Origin of the sequence: Muricauda brasiliensis (assembly GCF_003057865.1) — a bacterium.
Taxonomy (GTDB): domain Bacteria; phylum Bacteroidota; class Bacteroidia; order Flavobacteriales; family Flavobacteriaceae; genus Flagellimonas; species Flagellimonas chongwuensis.
Map to the genome: position 1 here is coordinate 1 of NZ_QBTW01000003.1, position 19,318 is coordinate 19,318.

Below are 19,318 nucleotides of genomic sequence, written 5' to 3' on the forward strand. Positions count from 1 at the left end.
CTTGACCCTTTTGGGGAGGGAACAAAGATTATCCTTGAAAGTATCAAAAAGTTGTAGCGTCAGATGATGAAAAAAATCGATAGGCTCATCGCCATTATCAAGAACATGGAAAAGACCAGTATCCGGCCCACCTATGAAATGGTATTGATACTTTATGAGGCCTATGTAAAGGATGTGAGGAAACCCAAACCTAAACCAGTCAAAAACACAGGAAGAGCGAAAAGACTTTTTGGAACCTAGAAACACCGTTCCGAAAACAAAACATGATAGAATGCTGAAAGGCTTTGAAAACTATAAAAAGCACAGCAATGAAATCCTCCATAATGTGGAGAAGGTGGAGCCAATGATGGGAAAGCCCTATATCAAGATCAACATGGGCATCGGGAAGTTTGAAAGCCTGAAACATCAAATAAGATAACGGCCATGTACCTTACCATCTCGGCACAGAATTTGGGCAAGAACTATTCGCAAAGCTCGGCAGATTTCGTGAAGTATCTGGAAAAGGAAAACGAGGACAGATTGCCCGAACAAAGGGAGGAATTCTTTGACCAAGAGAACGACAGCGTAAGTCCTGAAAAGGTCGTTGAAGAAATCGATGCCAATACGGCCAAACAGAGGCAGAAAGACCCGGAATTCTATTCCATAGTGGTCAGTCCCAACCAAAGGGAGCTTAAGGCCATAGGCAATGACCCAAATCTGCTAAGGGAATATACAAGGAAACTCATGGAGGACTATGCCAAGAGTTTCCATCGCAACCAAGAGGTCAAGGCCCCCAGTATACCGACAAATAAAGTACAGATGGCGGCCAAGATCATCAAAGCCCTTGGAAGAGGTATCAATAAGGCAAGAGGGCAAGAGGCACAGGTGAGGACATGGGGTACTGAAATCCAAAAAGTAGGTTGCGCCATACCGGGTTTTTGCTTCACGCTTATCTACCGGAACACTACAAAAAACCGTTAGGATCCATGCGCAAAAGTTGGGGTAAGAATTTGGGACGCTTGCAGCACTTCACTGCGTTCCGTTCGCCTTTGGTAAGGACATTTATAAAGAGATTTGATTTAAAGTATTATGCTATTTCTTGTCCAATAGCTTTTCCAGGTAAGTCACCTTATCTTTTTCAGCCTGAACAAGACGCTCATATAGTTCAATTACCATGTCCAATGGATTAAATTTGGCTAAAAAATTGATTGCATAGATTGTAGAACTATCATTATTAGTAAAGTATTTGATATAATTTTTAGGACGGTTTCTTCCGAAAAATTCTCAATGCCTTCTTTGGTGATGCCCAAAACCCGCACAATTTCTTCTTAAAAGTAGGTGTTTGGGAATTGACCGCCAATTTCCTAATGAATTGGAAGTGAGCAAAATTTTTAGTAATTTAAATTGTTAAAATTGGCAGAATCAATTTTGAAGACAATCTTTTATTTTATTGTGGGTATTGTACTCGCTTTAAAGTATTGCAAATTCCCCCGAAAATATATAAGTTAACGTGAAATATCGCACAATGGTTCTGTGTTGGGTATCATTGATTTATTTATGGAAAACACTGACAAAGTTTTAATAAGATCACTAAAAGTTGATCTTGGTTTTTCTGATATTTTTATGGAATCCATTAAGGATGGTTTGCTTATTGCCAATTCCAAGGGAAGAATCATAATGGTTAATACCGCTCTCAGTGAATTGACAGGTTTTCAAAGCAATGAACTATTGGGCGCTGAAGCCCCTTTCCCTTTTTGGCCAGAGGAATTAAAAAAAGATTTCACCAACGGCTTTAAAAAAACTCTAAAAGAAGGCCTCACTGGTGAACATGAGACTTTGCACATGCGAAAAGATGGAAGCCACTTTCCCGTATCCATTTTCTCGTCAAGTATCAAGGACAAAAAAGGAAAGATCATTGCCCATTTGGGCTTATTGAGGGATATTTCAAATGGAAAAGTTGATATGGTCCGGAATGGTTCTGTAAACCAGGATATATTTTCCGTATTGAACTACAGAAGAAAGTATAACAGTCTTTTGGAAGAAAAAAACCTGGTTTCTCAACTGGATTTTACCTTGAACAATATTAGTGATGGTATTATATCCTTGGATACGGATTGGTACTACACGTATGCAAATAAAAATGCAGCTGCCATTATGGGCAGGACACCAGAGGACTTAATAGGGAAACATATTTGGACAGAGTTCCCCGATATTGTTGAGACCCCATTTTATAACTTGGCCTTAAAGGCTCTTGAAACTCAGCAAAAACAAGAGTCTGAACATTTTTATGCTCCTTTTGGAAAATGGTTTGAGAATAGATTCTATCCTTCAAAAGAAGGACTCACGATCTTTTTTTCTGATGTCTCGGAAAGAAAAATGGCGGAAGATCTTTTGGTGGAGAACAAGAAATACTTGGACAATATTATAAATAATATTGGCGACCCCATTTTTGTAAAAGATGACCAAAGCAAGGTATTGTTGGCAAATGATGCTTTTTGCACCATCTTCGGTTTGTCCCGAAAGGATATTTTGGGCAAGACACTGGCCGAAGATGTGACACCAGAAGAAAGGGAAAGTTTTTTGAAAATCGATAGGGAAGTCATTAAAACTGGCGTTGAAAATGTGAATGAGGAAAACCTAACGGTCAGAAGAGGGGAAAAAAGGGTGATTTCAACCAAAAAAACCAGATTTGTTGATGAAAAAGGGAACAAATTTTTGATTGGGATCATTAGGGATATCACAGAACGTAAAAATGCGGAACTAGAGGTAAAGGCTGCCAAGGAATATTCAGAAGGACTGATAGAATCCATGCATGAAGGCCTTGTTGTATTCAACTTGGAGACCGAAATAACAAGTGTAAATCCCTCGTTCTGCAAAATGTCGGGCTTTTCAGAAGAAGAGTTGATCGGGAAACAATGCCCATACCCTTTTTCACCTCCAGAAATTGAGGATGAGTCCAATTTGCGGCATGAAAAAATTGAAAGGGGAGAACAACTGGACAATTTTGAGACTATCTATATGCGCAAGGATGGGAGTCGGTTTAATGTAGACGTAATGATTTCCCTGATGCGAGACCCAAATGGAGCAGTCAATTCTTATTTTGCGACGGTCATTGACACTACCGAACGCAAAAAAGCCGAACTGGATTTAAAATTGGCCAAAGAGTTTACGGATAAACTCGTCATGTCCATGCAGGAGGGACTTATCATTGTTGATCTAAATGGTGAGATTATTTTAGTAAATGATTCCACCTGTAGCATTCTTGGTTACTCCAAAGAAGAGCTCATAGGGCTCAATTTGCCTTATCCCTTCGTCAAACCAGAAGACTTTGAGGCAATAGCCAAGACCAATCAAAAGGTAGCAAGGGGCGAAGCCCCTTCGTTCCAATTTGAATTCATTCGGAAGAATGGTGAAAAGTTTTTGGCAACTTTTCTAACGGGAAATATAACCAATGATAAGGGTGAGGTAATAGCGCTTTTCGGAACCATGAAGGACATATCTGAAGAGGTAAAGGCAAAAGCGGCCTTGGAGGAAAGTGCTCTAAAGTCCTCGGAGAAAAAGGATGTTATTCTTAAATTGGCGGGTCTTGTCGGTAAAAATTTTAAACGCTCCCTAAATCAAATCACAGAATTGGCTGCTATAACTTTAAATGTTGGTCGTGTAAGTATTTGGAGCTTTAATACCGATAAAAATGAGATTTACTGTGAAAACCTCTATAATCTTGATCAAGATATCCACTTACATGGAATGCTGCTTCAGAAAGAGGACAACCCTAGTTATTTTGAGGCCTTGAACAAGAATCAAACAGTAAAGGTAAAAGATGCCCAACTCAATAATGTCACAAAACCGTTTGCAAAAGATTACTTGGTCCCCAATAACATACAATCCCTTATGGATGTCTTTATTAATAGTACAAACGGTTATTATGGAATTATTTGCTTTGAGCATGTAGGGGACAGTACGAGAGATTGGACAGCGGATGAACAGGAATTTGCCACTTCCATTGCAAACATTGTTTCTTTAATGGTAGAGAGTCATGAACGTAAGGTAGCCGAGGACAAACTTGTTGTTTCAAACCAAGAATTGTCCAAGGCAAATGCAGAATTGAATGTTCTAAGAGATCAATTGGAACAGGAAAACACCTATCTTAGAAATGAGCTCGACCTAGTGTTCAATTTTGAGGAAATGGTGTACGGGAGTGCACAGTTCAGTGATGTACTCAGTGAAGTGGAGAAAGTGGCTGCCACCAATGCGACCGTATTGTTGTTGGGAGAGTCCGGAACAGGTAAGGAACTATTGGCTAGGGCGGTACATAATATCAGCGCTAGGAGCAGCAAACCTTTGATCAAAGTAAATTGTTCGGCCATACCACGTGAGCTGATAGAAAGTGAGCTGTTTGGGCACAAAAAGGGTTCTTTTACTGGTGCATTCAGCGACAAGGTCGGAAAATTTGAGTTGGCCGATGGCGGAACCTTGTTTTTGGATGAAATAGGGGAGTTGCCCTTGGACATGCAACCAAAAATTTTACGTTTCTTACAAGAGGGAGAGATTGAGGTAGTTGGCGGAATGGGCACAAAGAAATTGGACGTCAGGGTCATTGCCGCAACCAATAGGAATCTCAAAGAAGAAATAGAAAAGAAAAGATTTCGTGAAGATCTGTATTTCAGGCTTAATGTTTTTCCTATAGAAATTCCCCCTTTACGAAAACGGAAAGAGGATATTCCATTATTGGTGGAACATTTTGTGGACAAGTTCAACAAGGAATATGCAAAGCATATTAAATATGTATCGGACGAGGCCATGGAGAAACTAAGGTCCTATGATTGGCCCGGAAATATCAGGGAATTGGAAAATTTGATAGAAAGGGCCTCTATTCTGTCCAATGGGGAAACATTGGTGATTCCCGGTTTTGAATCCGAGGTGCAAAAGTCCAAAATGCCGATTAAATCCAAGAATCTATCATTGGATACTATCCAACGCAACCATATCGTCAGCGTTTTGGAAAAATGTAAATGGAAAATTTCAGGACCTGATAGTGCATCCACACTACTCGATGTAAAACCAAGTACTCTACGTGATAAAATGTCCAAATTAGGCATTAAAAAGAAATAAATATCCACGGAATACCGTTAAGTAGGGTATTTCTTACTATTCAAAAAACGGTATACCGTGACCTTTTTTGATGGACTAAAATTCCTAGATTAATTTTAAAGTACTAAATATCAATTAGTTAAAATTGATTTTGCTAACCTGTAATTGATTTGGCACGGCCATTGTCTTGTTTTTTACAAATGATTTAAAACATGACTGAGATTGATGGAGTTGTATTCTGGATAGATTCTAATATCATTCATTGTACAGTAGGTAAAGAGCACCAAGGTAGAATTTTGGAGGATAATGTCGCTAAAATTTTTGCAAGTGGAATTTCAACTTTATCTAACGGTAGATACCTCCCCCTGTTGATTGATTTGAGAGAAGTTGGAATTTTTGATGCCTTTAGGCTGTTTGCCATTTTGTCCCCCCCATCATTGTTGGATTTTTCAGTTTTGTCCACATCATTTTTGGTCAGATCCAATGCTTTGAGGATAATGTTGTCGGTGTATTGCGTTGCAACCGGAAATGCTTTTTGGAACACCTTGCACAACAACCCCAAAGTGGCATTGAACCAATGCTTTGGCAGGTTCAAAATGGCTTGTATGGATAATCGGAGAATGGTTGGGGCATGGAAGAGATGATTATCCATAAACATGCTACTTTTTGGACCAAGGGTAATGGGATCCTATTTGGAAAGGTACGCAATTTGAATTCCCGGCATCAGCTGGATTTCAGGACTGCTCAACTGTATCTTGAAACAATTGCGGAATTGTCCAGTGGGACTCCCATGCCTTTTTTGATCGACCTTCGTGACGTTAAAGGCACATTCTCCAGTGAGGCTGGTCAATTGTTGGCAAAAAGCTTCAACAAACTATCCAATATCGTCTATGAGGTCTATGTTGTAAACTCTCTCCCGATCAACCTATTGGTGCAATCTTACAAAAGGATCTATCATACAAAAACGCCCTATGTCATATTTGATGATATATCCAAGGCTCAAGAGTATTGCCTAAAACATAAAATAAAAGAACACAAAAAGTAGATATCCATGGCTGCACAATCCCACCCCGTGAAAAATGAGACAATTGATGATGCACTTCTGTATAGGAATATTTATGATTCCATGAATATAGCAGTTGTTATAGTTACGGATGCCAATGGTAAGATTTTAAAGTGGAACAAAGGTGTGGAGAACACATTTGGATATTGCGAGGACGAGATATTGGGCCGGCCATATTCGCTTTTAATGGATAGAAAATATGGAAAACTGGGTTTTTCGGAATTTGTGAAACGCGCAAAAAGCAATGAAGATCTTAAGAAAAATAAACTACTTCAATTTAAGTGCCTGCATAAATCAGGGAGGAAGTTCCCTGTTGAGTTTGTTATGAGTAAGCTCAATTCCAATGGGAAGAACCTTTATGCCCTGAAAATGCTGGACATCACAAAGAGAATTGAGGTACAAAATAGACTGAAACAGAAAACCAAAGAACTGGAATTGTTTCTGTACCGCTCTGCCCACGACCTCAATGCACCATTTTCATCTGCACAAGGGTTGATCAATTTAATGAGGGATGAGTATTCCATTGAAAAAATGAAAACACTCTTAGGGATGCTAGAGAACACTATAAGCTGTGCCAAGGTAATGTCGGAAGGGCTAGCCAAGGCCTCATTGGTATCTGAGAAGGTAAAAAGCTCAAAACCAATTGATTTTGAAATACTTGTGGGGCATGTGCTGACTTCGCTCAAGAGGTGTCACAACTTTGACCAGATAAAATTCAATGTGGACATAAAAGTTGCCCATGAGTATGTTTCCAATCCGGACTTAATTTTTGCCGTATTCCAGAATTTGATAAAAAATTCGATAAAATATTCATTACCCAGAACAAAAGACCATACGCCATTTATTGAGATAAAGGTGTCGGAATTGAGTGATAGGACAGAAATCATGGTATGTGACAATGGCAAAGGAATACGGAGAGAAAATCTGGGACGGATATTCGATATGTATTATAGGGCTGAGGTTGAGGAATTTTCGGGGTCGAACGGATTGGGACTGTACATAGTCAAAAGAATTGTGGAGAATCTAAATGGAACCATTGATGTTGAGAGTAGGGTAAAGGTAGGTGCCTGCTTCCATATAATTCTTCCAAAAAACATTAAAACAAGTGAATCATGGGAGTAAACTTTATGTTGATCGATGATAATGGGATTGATTTGTTCGTCAATCAAAAATTCATTGAAAAGGTAGTTGACGATGCTGAAATCCTCACTTTCATCAGGGCAGCAAAGGCAATCGATTTTTTAACCACGTTGAAGAATCAACAAACGGCCGATTTTCTGTTCACCCCAGATATCATTTTGTTGGACATCAATATGCCGGAAATGGGCGGATTTGAATTTTTGGATGCTTATAGTGCCATGGAAAAAACGTGTTTTAGGAACACAAAAATTTATATGCTCTCCTCTTCAACATGTCTTATGGATAGGATTGATGCAGATAGACACAGTGCATGTGAGGGATTTATCAGTAAACCTCTCTCGTGTGAGAAGATAGCAAAGATTTTAAAGCAGCGGGAACTTGCCGCTAAACCAAACCATTTCTAAAAATAAATGTTTTTATGAAATTCATTGATGGTCTTCTTTTAACATTGGTTTTTCTTATGTGGCTCACTGTTACTATACATGTGACCGATCTGCAAAACGTGCACAGTTCGGCCAAAGGGCAAATTTTACGAACTGATTTTATACTTGTGCCCATTTGTATTTCAGTGACCATTTATATTTTTTGGAACATCTTTAAACAGAATAGAAAGTAATAACCGGTAATATTACCAAGGATGAAATGTGTAGAATTAAACAAGAAGGGGCAATTTGAACTTTGGAACAAAACAAGACTTACGGAACTTCGCCAGCTACAGACATGCGAGGATTTTAGTGAATATTGCCTATATCAAACCAAGAATGTCAAAATGGGTTTGATTTTACTCGAACCTTACGAGCGCACACCATTTCGGTTGATTAAAAATAATTTTAAATTGATTTGCTTGTCGGGGGGGGATGCTATCACGAGATTTTCACATGGGGGCATCTCACTTTTGATGTTTGAAAGAGGAGAATATGTTTCCTATAATGTACACAAGACAATTATCAATGACCTACAAAACATAGGCAAGAATTTGTTGGTTATGGCCCTGATCGAATATAAGGATATGTTTTCAAAAGATGGTGGTTTCCCTTCATCCCTCCAAGTGGAAATCCCAATTTTTAGTGGATATTGAATTTTGTAGGTGGAGATTTATATGAAATTAAGAATTTTTAAGCTTCAACAATAACCATTTGCTTTTTTTGGTTATAGGTCGATGTTACAATCTTGCTCTGCCACCTTTTCTGTTTGGATTTAGTCACATTCGTACTATATGAAATTCGATTAATGGTGGGATTGAAATTAAATTTTTTAAAGCGACCCCATTCTTACTTATTAGACTGATTCCAGTACTTTTATTGTCAAATGGATCTCATTGTCATGATAAATGTGTAATAAGGTGTTTAGGTTCTGAAAATTCAGTAATTGCTTCTGATTTACAATAACATACAATCATATGAGTGGTTCGGTCATCCCGAAAAAAAGCACTAGTTTTATAATACCTTTTTTATTACAGATTAACCTTTCTCAATTCAGCATCCTAAATTCATTGGGTGTGTAGCCTACTTTTTTCTTAAACAAGCGACTAAAATGTTGGGGACGTTTTCCACAAGTTCATAAAAGTCTTCTCTGGATACCATGAGCAATTTGGTGGGATCAATGGCTTGGATATATTCGAACAACGCCCCCGCTCAGCTTTCAAAGTCAAAGTTTTTTTACGGTTACTCGTCAAACTTATTTCAATGTATAAAATATTAATTGTAATGGTATTGTCTTTATGGTGTTTAATGAGATTCCAGTTGGTGTCAAAAGAAATGAACTGAATGTGGGGACATCATAGATGAGTTGAAAAAGAAATACTTTTTTTCAATTTTAGAATACAATTTAAAATTATAGTTCAGGGACCCTTATGTTCCAGAGTCCCCGAACTTTTATAATTAAACGCTGTGGCATGCCCTGGTCAAGATATTTTCCATTTCCTGAAGCAGCCCTTCTATGGGGGTGTCACTTGTGTTGGTCAAACAAAGCGAACCATTGCTGGTAATGGCACCAATAGTTTGCTCCATGCCCTTGCCGGAACGAACCATGGGTCCATAGAGGGTTTTGAGCTTGAGTGACCCAAAATCAGTTCTGTATTTGATCAAACCCAAATTGGTGACCATGATTTCTTGATTAAAGGCCTCCTTCAAAACTTCGATGATTTTATTGAGATCAGTTGTGTTGTAGGTCAGATCCCGAAAGAAATTGATATAATTTTTTACATGCTCCTTGGTATCTGTCCCTGCTAGACCCGCCTTGGCGAATCGTGCCAATTGCCAAAATGAAAATTCTTGGTCACCTTCAAAATAGACAGGATGCGTCGTAATATTGAGTCCATAATTATCATCCAGTTGTAGTGCTCTCCTTGAACAGATGGGAGAAATCAATTCTATTTTTTTCTTTGCCCATTCCTTTCTCATGGCTCTACAGGCAATGAGAACGGCAGCGCATAATGCCCCATGTACCGTTGTATACTCCTCCCTTGCCCTTTTAAGCAAGTTGTTGGTCAATTCTTTTGAAAGTCGATGGCTTGAAATTTTTGGTGCAAAGCCTTTATTGACTTTCACCAAAGGCTGAGTCCGCTGCGAACTTGGTGAAACCTTATCTTCGGGGAGTCCCAGGGTCTCGTCATTGGATTCTTGGGCCTCCATAGGGTCTAATTCCTTTCCGCTTACGGCCGTTAGGATGTCCCTGAACAGATAGGTCATGGACGTGCCGTCAGATTGGGAATGGTGCCCCGTAAGTATCAGTACCGTGTCATGGGGCCTTTGGATCAGTACAGCCCGTAAAAGGGCTTCCTTTTCGGTATTGAAGCGGGTCGACAATTCTTTTTCAACTTCTTGCTCCCATCGGTAATCTTGGTCAACTTCAAGTACCCTTAATGGTATGGGCAAAAAGGAGGCATGTTTGAAAACGGGTCTGGAATAGGCATCCATAACAATTCTGACCGACAGGTTGGGGTGTCTTAATTGTACCTTGTTCAAGGCCTTTCGCCATTCGGAAACGGGTCTGTGGCCCTCAATTTCACCGGCAATGGCAAAATCTTTGGAATCGATAAAATCCAATAGCCAAAAGGTTTTCTCAAATGCACCTAAGGTGCGGTTCTGCTTATTTGTCATAACATTATTTATTTAGAGCACAAATTTGCGGCGGCAGAACAGGCCAATAAATGGAGAAAAGGCACTATATCTAGTAGATTTTTCCCAGTTCATCATGAACAGGGTAATCACACCCAGGAATATAGCTTGGAAATCGTTTTTTGGCTTTTAAGGAAATGGTATTTTGACAAGTTTTTGCATTTTCTTATTGGTTGGGAAAAATGTACAATATCTATCCACCATTGTCCATTTTATTGCGACGGTTTCTGTTTCATCTTTGCAGTGTAAAATTTATATGAACCATTAAAAATCAATAAGATGAAAACAATTTTTGCAACTACCGTTTTATTTGTATCCATATTGTCTAACCATAATGTCTTTGGACAAGGGAAAAGAGTACCAGCTTCACTGGGGAGGGAAACCTACATTGAAGTTGAGAAGGGCGTCAAGCTACATGTCACCGATATGGGTGAGGGAAAACCTATTGTATTGATTCATGGGTGGCCCTTGAGCGATGCCATGTACGAATACCAATACCAATATCTTTCCCGAAATGGATTCCGTGTGATCGGGATTACCCTAAGGGGATTTGGGCAATCGGACCGACCTTACGGCAGGTATGACTTTGATGTGTTCTCCGATGATATCAAAGTAGTTTTGGAGAAACTCAAGATCAAGGATGCCACTTTGGGAGGCTTTTCCATGGGTGGGGCCGTGGTGACCCACTATGTGACCAAGTATAATTCCGCCCATGTCAGTAAATTAGCTTTGTTTGCAGCCGCTGCCCCCTCTTGGATACAACGGGATGAATATCCATACGGTCTTACCAAAGAAGATGCGGATGGCCTGATTTATACCACGATGACTGCTCGTCAGGACCTTATTGCAAGCTTTGGTGCAGGATTTCCAGCCAAGGAGGGCAATATTTCAAAAAATGTGGAAAAATGGTTGGAAGACATCAACTTACAGGCATGGCCCTATGCCGTTACCCAATCCATCACCGCTTTGCGTGACCTTGACCTCCGCGACCAATTGAAGATCATCGATATTCCCGTGGCTATATTCCATGGCACCCAAGACAAATTATGTCCCATTGAATTTTCTGAGGAACTACACAAAGGTATCAGGGATTCCTATATCGTTAAGTTCGAGAACAGTGGACATGCGCTCTTCGTGGAAGAAGCTGAGAAGTTCAACAAAGAATTGGAAAAATTTGCCAATCAGTAAAGTCTGGACATTGGCAGGATGCTTTGGTATGCTGCCAATGTTGCTTATTTACAGTTCACTACAATTGTGGTGGAGTTGGCGAATAACCCTGTAAATGTCCTTAAAATTTGTACGTTTATCCTTTATATCCCAAAAAAATGAAAACCGAACAGTTGTTTCAAAGTGAATTGAAGACCCTTGGGCTTCTGCCTATTGACAACAAAAGTGTCCAAAATATCAACGATGAGGTCTATACGGAATATATAAAAGTATTGTTCCTTCCTTCCGGTTACCGGGTACAAGTAGATTTAACATCATATACCATCGATCAGCCTTCTTTGTTGTTCGTGAGCCCCGATCAGCATTTGCGCATTGAACAAATAGGTAAGGAACCTGGATTTTTGATTTTTTATAACCGGGATTTTTACTGTATCCAGATCCATGACGAAGAGGTCGCTTGCGACGGACTTTTGTTCAATAATATCCACAATATGCCCATTGTACGGTTGGAAGCGGATGAACTTCCTTTTTTTGATCATATTTTTGGACAGATTGCAACGGAGTTTGCGGTTCAGGACCCCTCTCTTGAGGAAATGATCCGGACCTATCTAAAACAACTTTTTATTAAATCTTCCCGCCTTTGGAAGAAGCAGAATCTGGACAGGGCCCTGTCGGAACACCAGAACGATCTCGAGTTTTTTAGAAAATTCACGATGTTGGTGGAAACACATTACAAACAAAAGCACAATGTGGCCGACTATGCTGAAATATTGGGACTCGCACCCAAAACGATTACCCATAAGTTTAAAAGGTTAAAGCTGCCGCTGCCCAACGATGTGATCAAGAACAGGATCGTGCTGGAGGCCAAGAGAATGCTGGCCTATACGGAGCTTACTTCAAAGGAGATAGGATACATTTTGGGGTATGAGGACCCCGCCTATTTCAGTCGATTGTTCCTGCAAAAAGCGGGCGAGACCCCATCGAATTTCAGGACCAAATTCCTTTCCAAGAACTAATAGCATTTACATCATGGACAATAATTCATACAAGGCCCTAGTGCTAGGGCTTCTGGCATCCCTATTTTTTGCCATCACCTTTATCGTGAACCGTTTGATGTCCCTTGGAGGGGGCAGTTGGATTTGGAGTGCGTCATTGCGCTTTTTTTGGATGCTCCCTTTTTTCCTGCTGATTGTACTGTCCCGAAGGAACTTTGGTGCACTGTGGGTCGAAATGAAGAAAAACAAGCTCAAATGGATACTCTGGAGCACCGTGGGCTTTGGTGTGTTCTATGCCCCGTTGACTTTTGCGGCCGCATATAGTCCCTCTTGGCTGGTGGCCAGTACCTGGCAATTTACCATTGTTGCCGGGATCCTCTTGGCCCCACTGATCCATAGGTCGGGAAGGCCCACGGAAGGAAGTCTGCTCCCATCCCTCTTGTTTTCCGCGATAATCATATGTGGAATTGTGGTCATGCAGCTCAATGAGGCAGAATCCCTAACCTTGGACCATATGGCATTGGGTACTTTGCCCGTGCTTTTGGCAGCATGTGCATATCCCTTGGGCAACCGGAAAACGATGATGTTCACCGGGGGAAGGTTGGACGTTTACCAAAGGATACTCGGTATGTTGATCGGTAGTTTGCCATTTTGGCTCCTATTGAGCGGATATGATCTTCTTGTGGAGCATTCATTGCCCGGGAAGGAACAATACATCCAGACTTTGATCGTGGCCCTGACATCGGGGGTAGTGGCCACTTCACTCTTCTTTTTGGCGACAGACAAGGTTCGCCATGACCAGAAATCATTGGCCATGGTGGAGGCCACGCAATCCACTGAGGTCATGTTCGCCCTTATGGGGGAAATGGTTTTGCTCAATGCTCCAATCCCTAGTAATTATGCTATGGGAGGGATGGTATTGATCATAGTGGGCATGGTCTTGCACAGCACCAAGGGAAAGCGGTGAATGGTCATGTGGCACGTAGTTGTTGGTCACTCCGTTTCGGAATTGGTCAATCGTTTCATGATTACCTCCCGCAAACGTGCTGCATTTTCGTCGCCCCAATGCCCTATTGTACCGATCACGGGAATCAGGCTCTTGCCAAAGTCGGTAAGACTGTACTCCACTTTGGGAGGGACCACCGGATAGATCTTTCGGGTGACCAGTTCGTGCTCCTCCAGTTCCTTCAATTGAATGTTCAGGACCCTGCGGGAGGCATCCGGTATTTTACGCTGCAGTTCACTCGGCCTCAGATGTCCTTCATTAATGAACCAAAGAAGGCGCATCTTCCATTTGCCGTAGAGGACCTCGCCGATCAAGTCGAGCCCACAATTTAAATTGGGCATTATTTTTCTTTCATACATGATACAAAAATAAACCTATGTTCCATTTTGGACAATAGGGGAAAAATTTATCCCTATATGAATCGTAAGTCCGTACTTGTGGGAAAGTATCATACGGCAGAAATTTGTACCAAACAATTTCAAATAGATTAGAAAATGGATTATCAGAATGAACTGGCAGGCCAAGTTGCGTTGGTGACGGGAGGAACAAAAGGAACGGGAAGGGCCATAGCTGAACGCTTGAACAGTGCTGGTGCAACGGTGATCGTGACCGCCAGAAGCCACCCAGAATCCCTGGCCGATGGGATACAATTCATTCCATCGGACCTCAGTACCAAGGAGGGGACTTCCAAAGTGGCATCCGAGGTGTTGAACCGTTTTGGGAAGATTGATATTTTGGTCAATAACCTTGGTGGGTCGGACACCCCGGGAGGCGGCTTTTCTGTGCTGACCAACGAGGATTGGGAATCGACCCTCCAGACCAATCTGTTGGCCCCAGTTCGATTGGATAGGGCCATCTTGCCTCAAATGCTGGAGAGAAAAAACGGGGTGATCATCCATATTGGGTCGATCCAAGCGAAATTGCCCTTACACGACTCCACCTTGCCCTATGCAGCGGCCAAAGCTGGTTTGGTCAATTACAGCAAAGGTTTGGCGAAGGAGGTTTCCCAAAAAGGGGTGAGGGTACTGACCGTTTCGCCGGGCTGGATCATGACCGCAGCATCCAAAAGGATGATGGAGCGTATTTCGGAAAGTTCCAACATTTCCGTTGAAGCGGCGGAGCAGACCGTGATGGACGCCTTGGGCGGAATACCCTATGGAAGACCTGCTAGGCCCGAAGAGGTGGCCGAACTGGTAGGGTTCCTTGTATCTCCAAGAGCAGGTTATTTGACAGGTACGGAATACGTGATCGATGGCGGCACCATCCCCACCATTTAAACATACCCATTTTGTGGGCAACTACATTTTAGAAATCGAAAAATAGAAGATATGAAAACAATAAATCTACCAAAAGTAATTACGGATCTGATCACGGCTCAGGACAAGTTTGATAGTGCTGCCTATGCCGATTGTTTTACTGAAAAAGCAAGGGTGTTCGACGAGGGAAAGGACCATATGGGAAAAGTTGAGATTGAAAACTGGAATGCCGAAACCAATGCAAAGTACAATACAGTGGTAAAACCCTTAAACTATGAAGAACATGGGAAGTTGGGGATACTTACCGCAGAAAGTTCCGGCACTTTTCCTGGCAGTCCTATTGTTTTGAGGCATAATTTTGAATTTGAGGACGGATTGATCAAGTCCTTGAGAATTACCCTTTAGTAGACCTGTCGGTCGTTATTTTGATGGCCCGGGTTAATCTTGGTTTTGGGAATTGTTTATACATCACAGCTATGGGCATCCATGGTTTGACTTAATAAGATGAAGATGAAACGTAAGCTGTTCAAAGTGTTTTTGTTGATTGTTTTGGGGTCATCCGTCCAAGCCCAGACCTCTGGGAGGACCGGTGGTCCCAAGGATGTTTGGTTGTTCGAAAGGGTCCAGCCTGCACCTGAAAGTGTGCTTGGCAAGTTTCGGGATGCCGGGATGGACCCGGTGAACCATGAATTGACGGCCAAGGAGAAGGATTTGTTCCAGATGAGCTTTTCACTTTTGCCACCTTCCCATCAAAGGGTACTAAAAGAGCATCTGCATAGCTTTAGTTTTATGGACAATATGCCCAATACGGCCCTTACTTCAACCTTGGACTCAACAGTAGAAAGGAAAAAGTTCAATATCACCTTCAGGGCCGGTATTTTTAATGAAACTGTTTCTGAATGGGCGACATGGAAAGAGAACCTATGTTACAGGACTTCCGAGGGAGATGGATATGAAGTACGCGTCGAGGCCGGTGATATGAGCGCCATGGTCTATGTATTGCTCCATGAGGCCACGCACATTATGGATGTGGTCATGGAAATCGCACCCCAAACCGAAGTAGAAGCCTCTTTGGCCGTTACCCCATTTACCCAAGATGTGTGGAGTGGCCGGAATCTACCTATAAAGATGTATGTGGATACCCTGCTGGAGAGCACTAGGTTCAGGGGAGGCAAACCTCTTCCCATTGCTCAGGCACCTGAAGTGTACCTTGCGCTAAAGCAAACACCCTTCGCCTCCCTTTACGGTATGGCTTCTTGGAGCGAGGATCTTGCGGAATTGGTGTCCATATACCATTTTACTAAGAAATTGAAACAGCCCTATAGGGTATTGGTGATCAAAGACGGTAAGAAATTGTTCCGTTTTGAACCCATGAAAAATAAACGGGTCAAAAGCCGTTTGGAGCAGCTCAAAATGTTTTATGAGGGGTAGCTGATACAATCTTCATTTTTCAGATAGAGGAAGGGTTAAAAACAGAGTCAATAGGTTTTAAAAATGAAATGTTGTTCTGTCCTTATTGAAGGGATTCGATTGATATTAATCCTAATTCATAATTTGATGGTTGCATCTGATATACCTGTTTTTGAACCCAACAATGGCTTATTGGAAGCAATAAGGACACAAAGCAGATAGTGTGCTCTCATATTTTTTGTTGGAAGAGGATGAATCCGGAGAAAAGTTGCGTTCGGTTTATAATTTAAATGGAAGAGGTTCTTTTTTTGGGGACAGTTTACAGTCGCTACCGACAAAGCTGTGGTGTATACCCTTAAGATCGTTCACGTCTTATTTTCTCACGGTGTATCTCGCCCCAATCACTCAAAGCCGCCAATACCCCATCCAAGGTATCACAGTAAGGAGCGGCGTAATATTCCACCTGCACCGGTGGTCCGGTATCCACGTTGCGATGGATGAACCCGTTCAGTTCCAAATCCTTCAGCTCCAAGGACAGCATCCTTGCAGATATTCCAATGGCCCGCTGAATCTCGTTGAAGCGTGAATTACCTTCCTTGACCGCAAGGATGATCTTTAGTTTCCATTTCCCGCCAATTGCATAAAGGGCATCGTCAATGCCATTGAGTTTTCGTTGACAGGCCTCCTTTGAGATGGTATTTTCCATAATCCACTAACAAAAATGTAACTACTAACATTTGGTATACTGCTAACATATGTATAGCTGATGTTACTAATTTAGCCAAATAAAATGAAATCATGAGAAAATATTTAAAAGTTACTTTTTGGGTCATTACCGGTGCAATAGGCATTATGATGTTGTTTTCTGCATATTCTTATCTCGGGAATCCAGAGATGGAGCAGGCTTTCAAACATCTTGGCTTTCCCTCTTATTTTAGAGTTGAACTGGCCATTGCCAAAATCATCGGTGCTATTCTACTGCTTGCACCAGTAAAGGGCAGGATCAAGGAATGGGTGTATGCAGGCTTTGCTTTCACCTTTATTTCTGCCGCCTTGGCACACATTTCGGTGGGGGACCCGATTGCTGTATGGGTTGCCCCATTGGTGTTCTTGGTCCTACTTACTATCTCCTATGCCCTATTTGTTAAAGGGGAACACCACATGCAGAAATCGAACAATCAATAAATCCAAATATGAAAAGAGTATTGCATATTAAGTCAAGTATCAACGGGAATGAATCCTATAGTGCAAGATTGGGTTGTGCACTGGTACATAAACTAAGAAACCTTTATACGGACATATATGTGGTGACGAAGGATTTGTCCGAAGAGGATTTCCCGCATTTGGGAGGGGATACCTTTGCGGCTTTTTTTGTGCCCAAAGAAAAGTTGACGCCGGATCAGGAACATTTATTACGGATATCCGACAAGGCGATAAAGCAAGTGATGGAAGCCGATATTCTGATTATTGATGCCCCCATGTACAATTTTGGAATACCGTCCCAACTGAAAGCGTGGCTGGATCAGATCAGTCGTGCCGGTGTCACCTTCGAATATGGAAAGGATGGTCCTAAAGGCCTCATACAAAACACCAAGGCTTATATTGCGATGGCTTCTGGGGGGGTATATTCAGAAGGTGCGGCCAAACAAATGGATTTTGTTTCCCCATACCTTCGGACCATACTTGGTTTTTTAGGCATTAAGGATGTTGATTTGGTCAGGGTAGAGGGTACAGCTATGAAGAAACTCCAAAAGCAATCCATAGAAACGGCCCTTGACCAGCTTCAATGGACAGATTAACTGGCCAAAATACAACGGTGGCAACCAAAACCTAATACTTGGACCTTGAAGGACAGCGTAGATGTAATACCTTGGTATGGGGTTTGCTCTCCCCAGACCTTGGTTTCCCCATTTTCCCCACAAATCGAAATTGTCCTTCGAGTTTGTCCTCCTACATTTACCCAATATCCCCTTTGACAATTTCTTCGTTATCAAAAGGAATGGGGAACTTAAAGTTCTCGATTGGAGCCGGCACTTTATTTGGCCAATTTTTTTGAGAAATAAGGGGAATCGTCCCATCTTATTTTCCGATACGTTGTCATGGATTTTAGAGCATCGGGAAGACTTTCCCATATCGCTTGGCTCATTTTTTCAACCAATAGTTTTTTGGAGAAGGTGTCCGAAGTCACCAGACTTATTTCCCGTGCGGGCTGAGGTATCGCAAATGGGATGCTGCTCGCTTTTGTTTGAGTGGTTTCGACCCATGTGGACAACCAGGGAACAATGGCAAAGCCAAACCCTTGCCGCACCATGTTCTTGAGTGTTTCAATCGAATTGATTTCATAGGAAAAATTGAGATGGGCATTGGAAGTGTCCAAGCTGCAGATGTCCAACAGTTGGGAGTTATAGCAGAATTCACCTTCCAAGATCAACAAATTATCCCTGTCATGATTATCAAGTTCGTAGGTGCTTTGCGTGGCTTTCTGATGGTGGATGGGCAGATAGGCCATGAAAGGCTCGTTGAAGATGGGGAACTCCCTTAAGTTGGAATTGCCAGTGGGCGTGGCCATCAAAGCGACATCCAATTCCCCGGTTTCCAATGTATTCATAAGGCCCACGGTTGAATCTTCTGAAATAATGAACTGGATATCCGGCAAGGTTTTTTGGAACTCTCTCAGACAAAGGGGTATCAAGTAGGGGGACAAAGTGGATACCACACCTAAGCGAACCTTACCTGTCAATATATTCTTTTGTTCGATGATAAAATCCCGGACCGTGTCTACTTCACGCAGAATCTTTTTGGCTTTTTCAACTATCTCTAGGCCAAGTGGGGTTGGTTCGAGGGGAATCTTGGATCGATCAAAGATCTTGATGCCGATTTCCTCTTCCAATTTTTTCAACTGAATGGTCAGACCAGGTTGGGTAATCAAGCATTTTTCTGCCGCCCTAGCAAAATGTCGTTCTTTTTCGAGGGTCACAATGTACCGAAGCTGTTGTATAGTCATACATATAAGTAAAAGTAATTAATATATAAAATTATTAATTTGATTTATATATGCCAAATAATAAATCTTTGTGCCATCAAAATGAAAT

The 19,318-nt window shown here is 41.6% G+C and carries 21 protein-coding genes and 1 pseudogene; 17 read left to right on the plus strand and 5 right to left on the minus strand.

The genetic code is table 11. The features are described from left to right. Positions 1-63 precede the first annotated feature (63 nt). The 9 genes from DCK90_RS16935 (at position 64) to DCK90_RS16945 (ending at position 8,351) form a co-directional block, all read left to right on the plus strand. Positions 64-240 (plus strand): BfmA/BtgA family mobilization protein, encoded by a 177-nt coding sequence (locus DCK90_RS16935; protein WP_159075736.1) that lies wholly within the window; start codon positions 64-66, stop codon positions 238-240. A gap of 31 nt (positions 241-271) precedes the next feature. Then, the gene (locus DCK90_RS16940; RefSeq protein ID WP_159075737.1) at positions 272-418 is read left to right on the plus strand and encodes a hypothetical protein; all 147 of its coding nucleotides are present in this window, start codon (positions 272-274) and stop codon (positions 416-418) included. A gap of 5 nt (positions 419-423) precedes the next feature. Continuing rightward, complete coding sequence (locus DCK90_RS01730) at positions 424-960, plus strand: DUF5712 family protein (protein ID WP_199912632.1); 537 nt, start codon at positions 424-426, stop codon at positions 958-960. Between the two features lie 642 nt (positions 961-1,602). Beyond that, complete coding sequence (locus tag DCK90_RS01735; RefSeq protein ID WP_159075738.1) at positions 1,603-5,091, plus strand: PAS domain S-box protein; 3,489 nt, start codon at positions 1,603-1,605, stop codon at positions 5,089-5,091. Between the two features lie 191 nt (positions 5,092-5,282). After that, complete coding sequence (locus DCK90_RS01740) at positions 5,283-5,714, plus strand: hypothetical protein (RefSeq protein ID WP_108244465.1); 432 nt, start codon at positions 5,283-5,285, stop codon at positions 5,712-5,714. Beyond that, positions 5,702-6,115, plus strand: coding sequence for a DUF7793 family protein (locus DCK90_RS01745; RefSeq protein WP_108244466.1), 414 nt, complete (start codon positions 5,702-5,704; stop codon positions 6,113-6,115). Before DCK90_RS01740 ends, DCK90_RS01745 begins: the two co-directional genes overlap by 13 nt. A 6-nt stretch (positions 6,116-6,121) precedes the next feature. Next, positions 6,122-7,255: a PAS domain-containing sensor histidine kinase gene (locus tag DCK90_RS01750; RefSeq protein ID WP_108244467.1), complete on the plus strand. Its 1,134-nt coding sequence runs from the start codon at positions 6,122-6,124 to the stop codon at positions 7,253-7,255. Further along, the gene (locus DCK90_RS01755; RefSeq protein ID WP_108244468.1) at positions 7,246-7,677 is read left to right on the plus strand and encodes a response regulator; all 432 of its coding nucleotides are present in this window, start codon (positions 7,246-7,248) and stop codon (positions 7,675-7,677) included. Before DCK90_RS01750 ends, DCK90_RS01755 begins: the two co-directional genes overlap by 10 nt. 494 nt (positions 7,678-8,171) lie before the next feature. Beyond that, positions 8,172-8,351: a hypothetical protein gene (locus DCK90_RS16945; protein ID WP_159075739.1), complete on the plus strand. Its 180-nt coding sequence runs from the start codon at positions 8,172-8,174 to the stop codon at positions 8,349-8,351. A gap of 392 nt (positions 8,352-8,743) precedes the next feature. Here DCK90_RS16945 and DCK90_RS01770 read toward each other — a convergent pair. Further along, positions 8,744-8,812, minus strand: a pseudogene (locus tag DCK90_RS01770) (AraC family transcriptional regulator); the annotation flags it as partial. 341 nt (positions 8,813-9,153) lie between these two features. Continuing rightward, positions 9,154-10,374: a condensation domain-containing protein gene (locus tag DCK90_RS01775; RefSeq protein ID WP_108244471.1), complete on the minus strand. Its 1,221-nt coding sequence runs from the start codon at positions 10,372-10,374 to the stop codon at positions 9,154-9,156. 297 nt (positions 10,375-10,671) lie between these two features. On the opposite strand from DCK90_RS01775, the gene DCK90_RS01780 reads away from it, so the two are divergent. From DCK90_RS01780 to DCK90_RS01790, 3 genes are all read left to right on the plus strand, one after another. Beyond that, positions 10,672-11,580 (plus strand): alpha/beta fold hydrolase, encoded by a 909-nt coding sequence (locus DCK90_RS01780; RefSeq protein WP_108244472.1) that lies wholly within the window; start codon positions 10,672-10,674, stop codon positions 11,578-11,580. A 137-nt stretch (positions 11,581-11,717) separates the two neighbouring features. Then, positions 11,718-12,575 carry a helix-turn-helix domain-containing protein gene (locus tag DCK90_RS01785; RefSeq protein WP_108244473.1) on the plus strand — a complete coding sequence of 286 codons (858 nt, stop codon included), beginning with the start codon at positions 11,718-11,720 and terminating at the stop codon, positions 12,573-12,575. 13 nt (positions 12,576-12,588) lie between these two features. Then, entirely contained in the window at positions 12,589-13,521 is a 933-nt protein-coding gene (locus tag DCK90_RS01790; protein ID WP_108244474.1) for a DMT family transporter, read from the plus strand. 26 nt (positions 13,522-13,547) lie between these two features. Here the strand turns inward: DCK90_RS01790 and DCK90_RS01795 are convergent, their stop codons facing one another. Further along, on the minus strand, positions 13,548-13,919 hold the full coding sequence (locus DCK90_RS01795; protein ID WP_108244475.1) for a winged helix-turn-helix transcriptional regulator: 372 nt from the start codon (positions 13,917-13,919) through the stop codon (positions 13,548-13,550). Between the two features lie 135 nt (positions 13,920-14,054). Between DCK90_RS01795 and DCK90_RS01800 the strand changes: the two genes are divergently transcribed. The 3 genes from DCK90_RS01800 (at position 14,055) to DCK90_RS01810 (ending at position 16,247) form a co-directional block, all read left to right on the plus strand. Next, the gene (locus DCK90_RS01800; RefSeq protein WP_108244476.1) at positions 14,055-14,837 is read left to right on the plus strand and encodes an SDR family oxidoreductase; all 783 of its coding nucleotides are present in this window, start codon (positions 14,055-14,057) and stop codon (positions 14,835-14,837) included. 51 nt (positions 14,838-14,888) lie between these two features. Further along, positions 14,889-15,221, plus strand: coding sequence for a nuclear transport factor 2-like protein (locus tag DCK90_RS01805; RefSeq protein WP_234414563.1), 333 nt, complete (start codon positions 14,889-14,891; stop codon positions 15,219-15,221). 105 nt (positions 15,222-15,326) lie between these two features. Next, positions 15,327-16,247: a hypothetical protein gene (locus tag DCK90_RS01810; RefSeq protein ID WP_199912633.1), complete on the plus strand. Its 921-nt coding sequence runs from the start codon at positions 15,327-15,329 to the stop codon at positions 16,245-16,247. A gap of 334 nt (positions 16,248-16,581) precedes the next feature. On the opposite strand, the gene DCK90_RS01815 is transcribed toward DCK90_RS01810, so the two are convergent. Then, positions 16,582-16,932, minus strand: a complete 351-nt coding sequence (locus tag DCK90_RS01815; RefSeq protein ID WP_108244477.1) for a winged helix-turn-helix transcriptional regulator — start codon at positions 16,930-16,932, stop codon at positions 16,582-16,584. 92 nt (positions 16,933-17,024) lie between these two features. Between DCK90_RS01815 and DCK90_RS01820 the strand changes: the two genes are divergently transcribed. Together DCK90_RS01820 and DCK90_RS01825 are read left to right on the plus strand one after the other, a co-directional pair. Continuing rightward, a complete protein-coding gene (locus tag DCK90_RS01820; protein ID WP_108244478.1) occupies positions 17,025-17,411 on the plus strand; it encodes a DoxX family protein in 387 nt (128 codons plus the stop codon). Between the two features lie 8 nt (positions 17,412-17,419). Next, on the plus strand, positions 17,420-18,025 hold the full coding sequence (locus tag DCK90_RS01825; RefSeq protein WP_108244479.1) for an FMN-dependent NADH-azoreductase: 606 nt from the start codon (positions 17,420-17,422) through the stop codon (positions 18,023-18,025). 236 nt (positions 18,026-18,261) lie between these two features. On the opposite strand, the gene DCK90_RS01830 is transcribed toward DCK90_RS01825, so the two are convergent. Then, on the minus strand, positions 18,262-19,230 hold the full coding sequence (locus tag DCK90_RS01830; RefSeq protein ID WP_108244480.1) for a hydrogen peroxide-inducible genes activator: 969 nt from the start codon (positions 19,228-19,230) through the stop codon (positions 18,262-18,264). Positions 19,231-19,318 lie beyond the last annotated feature (88 nt).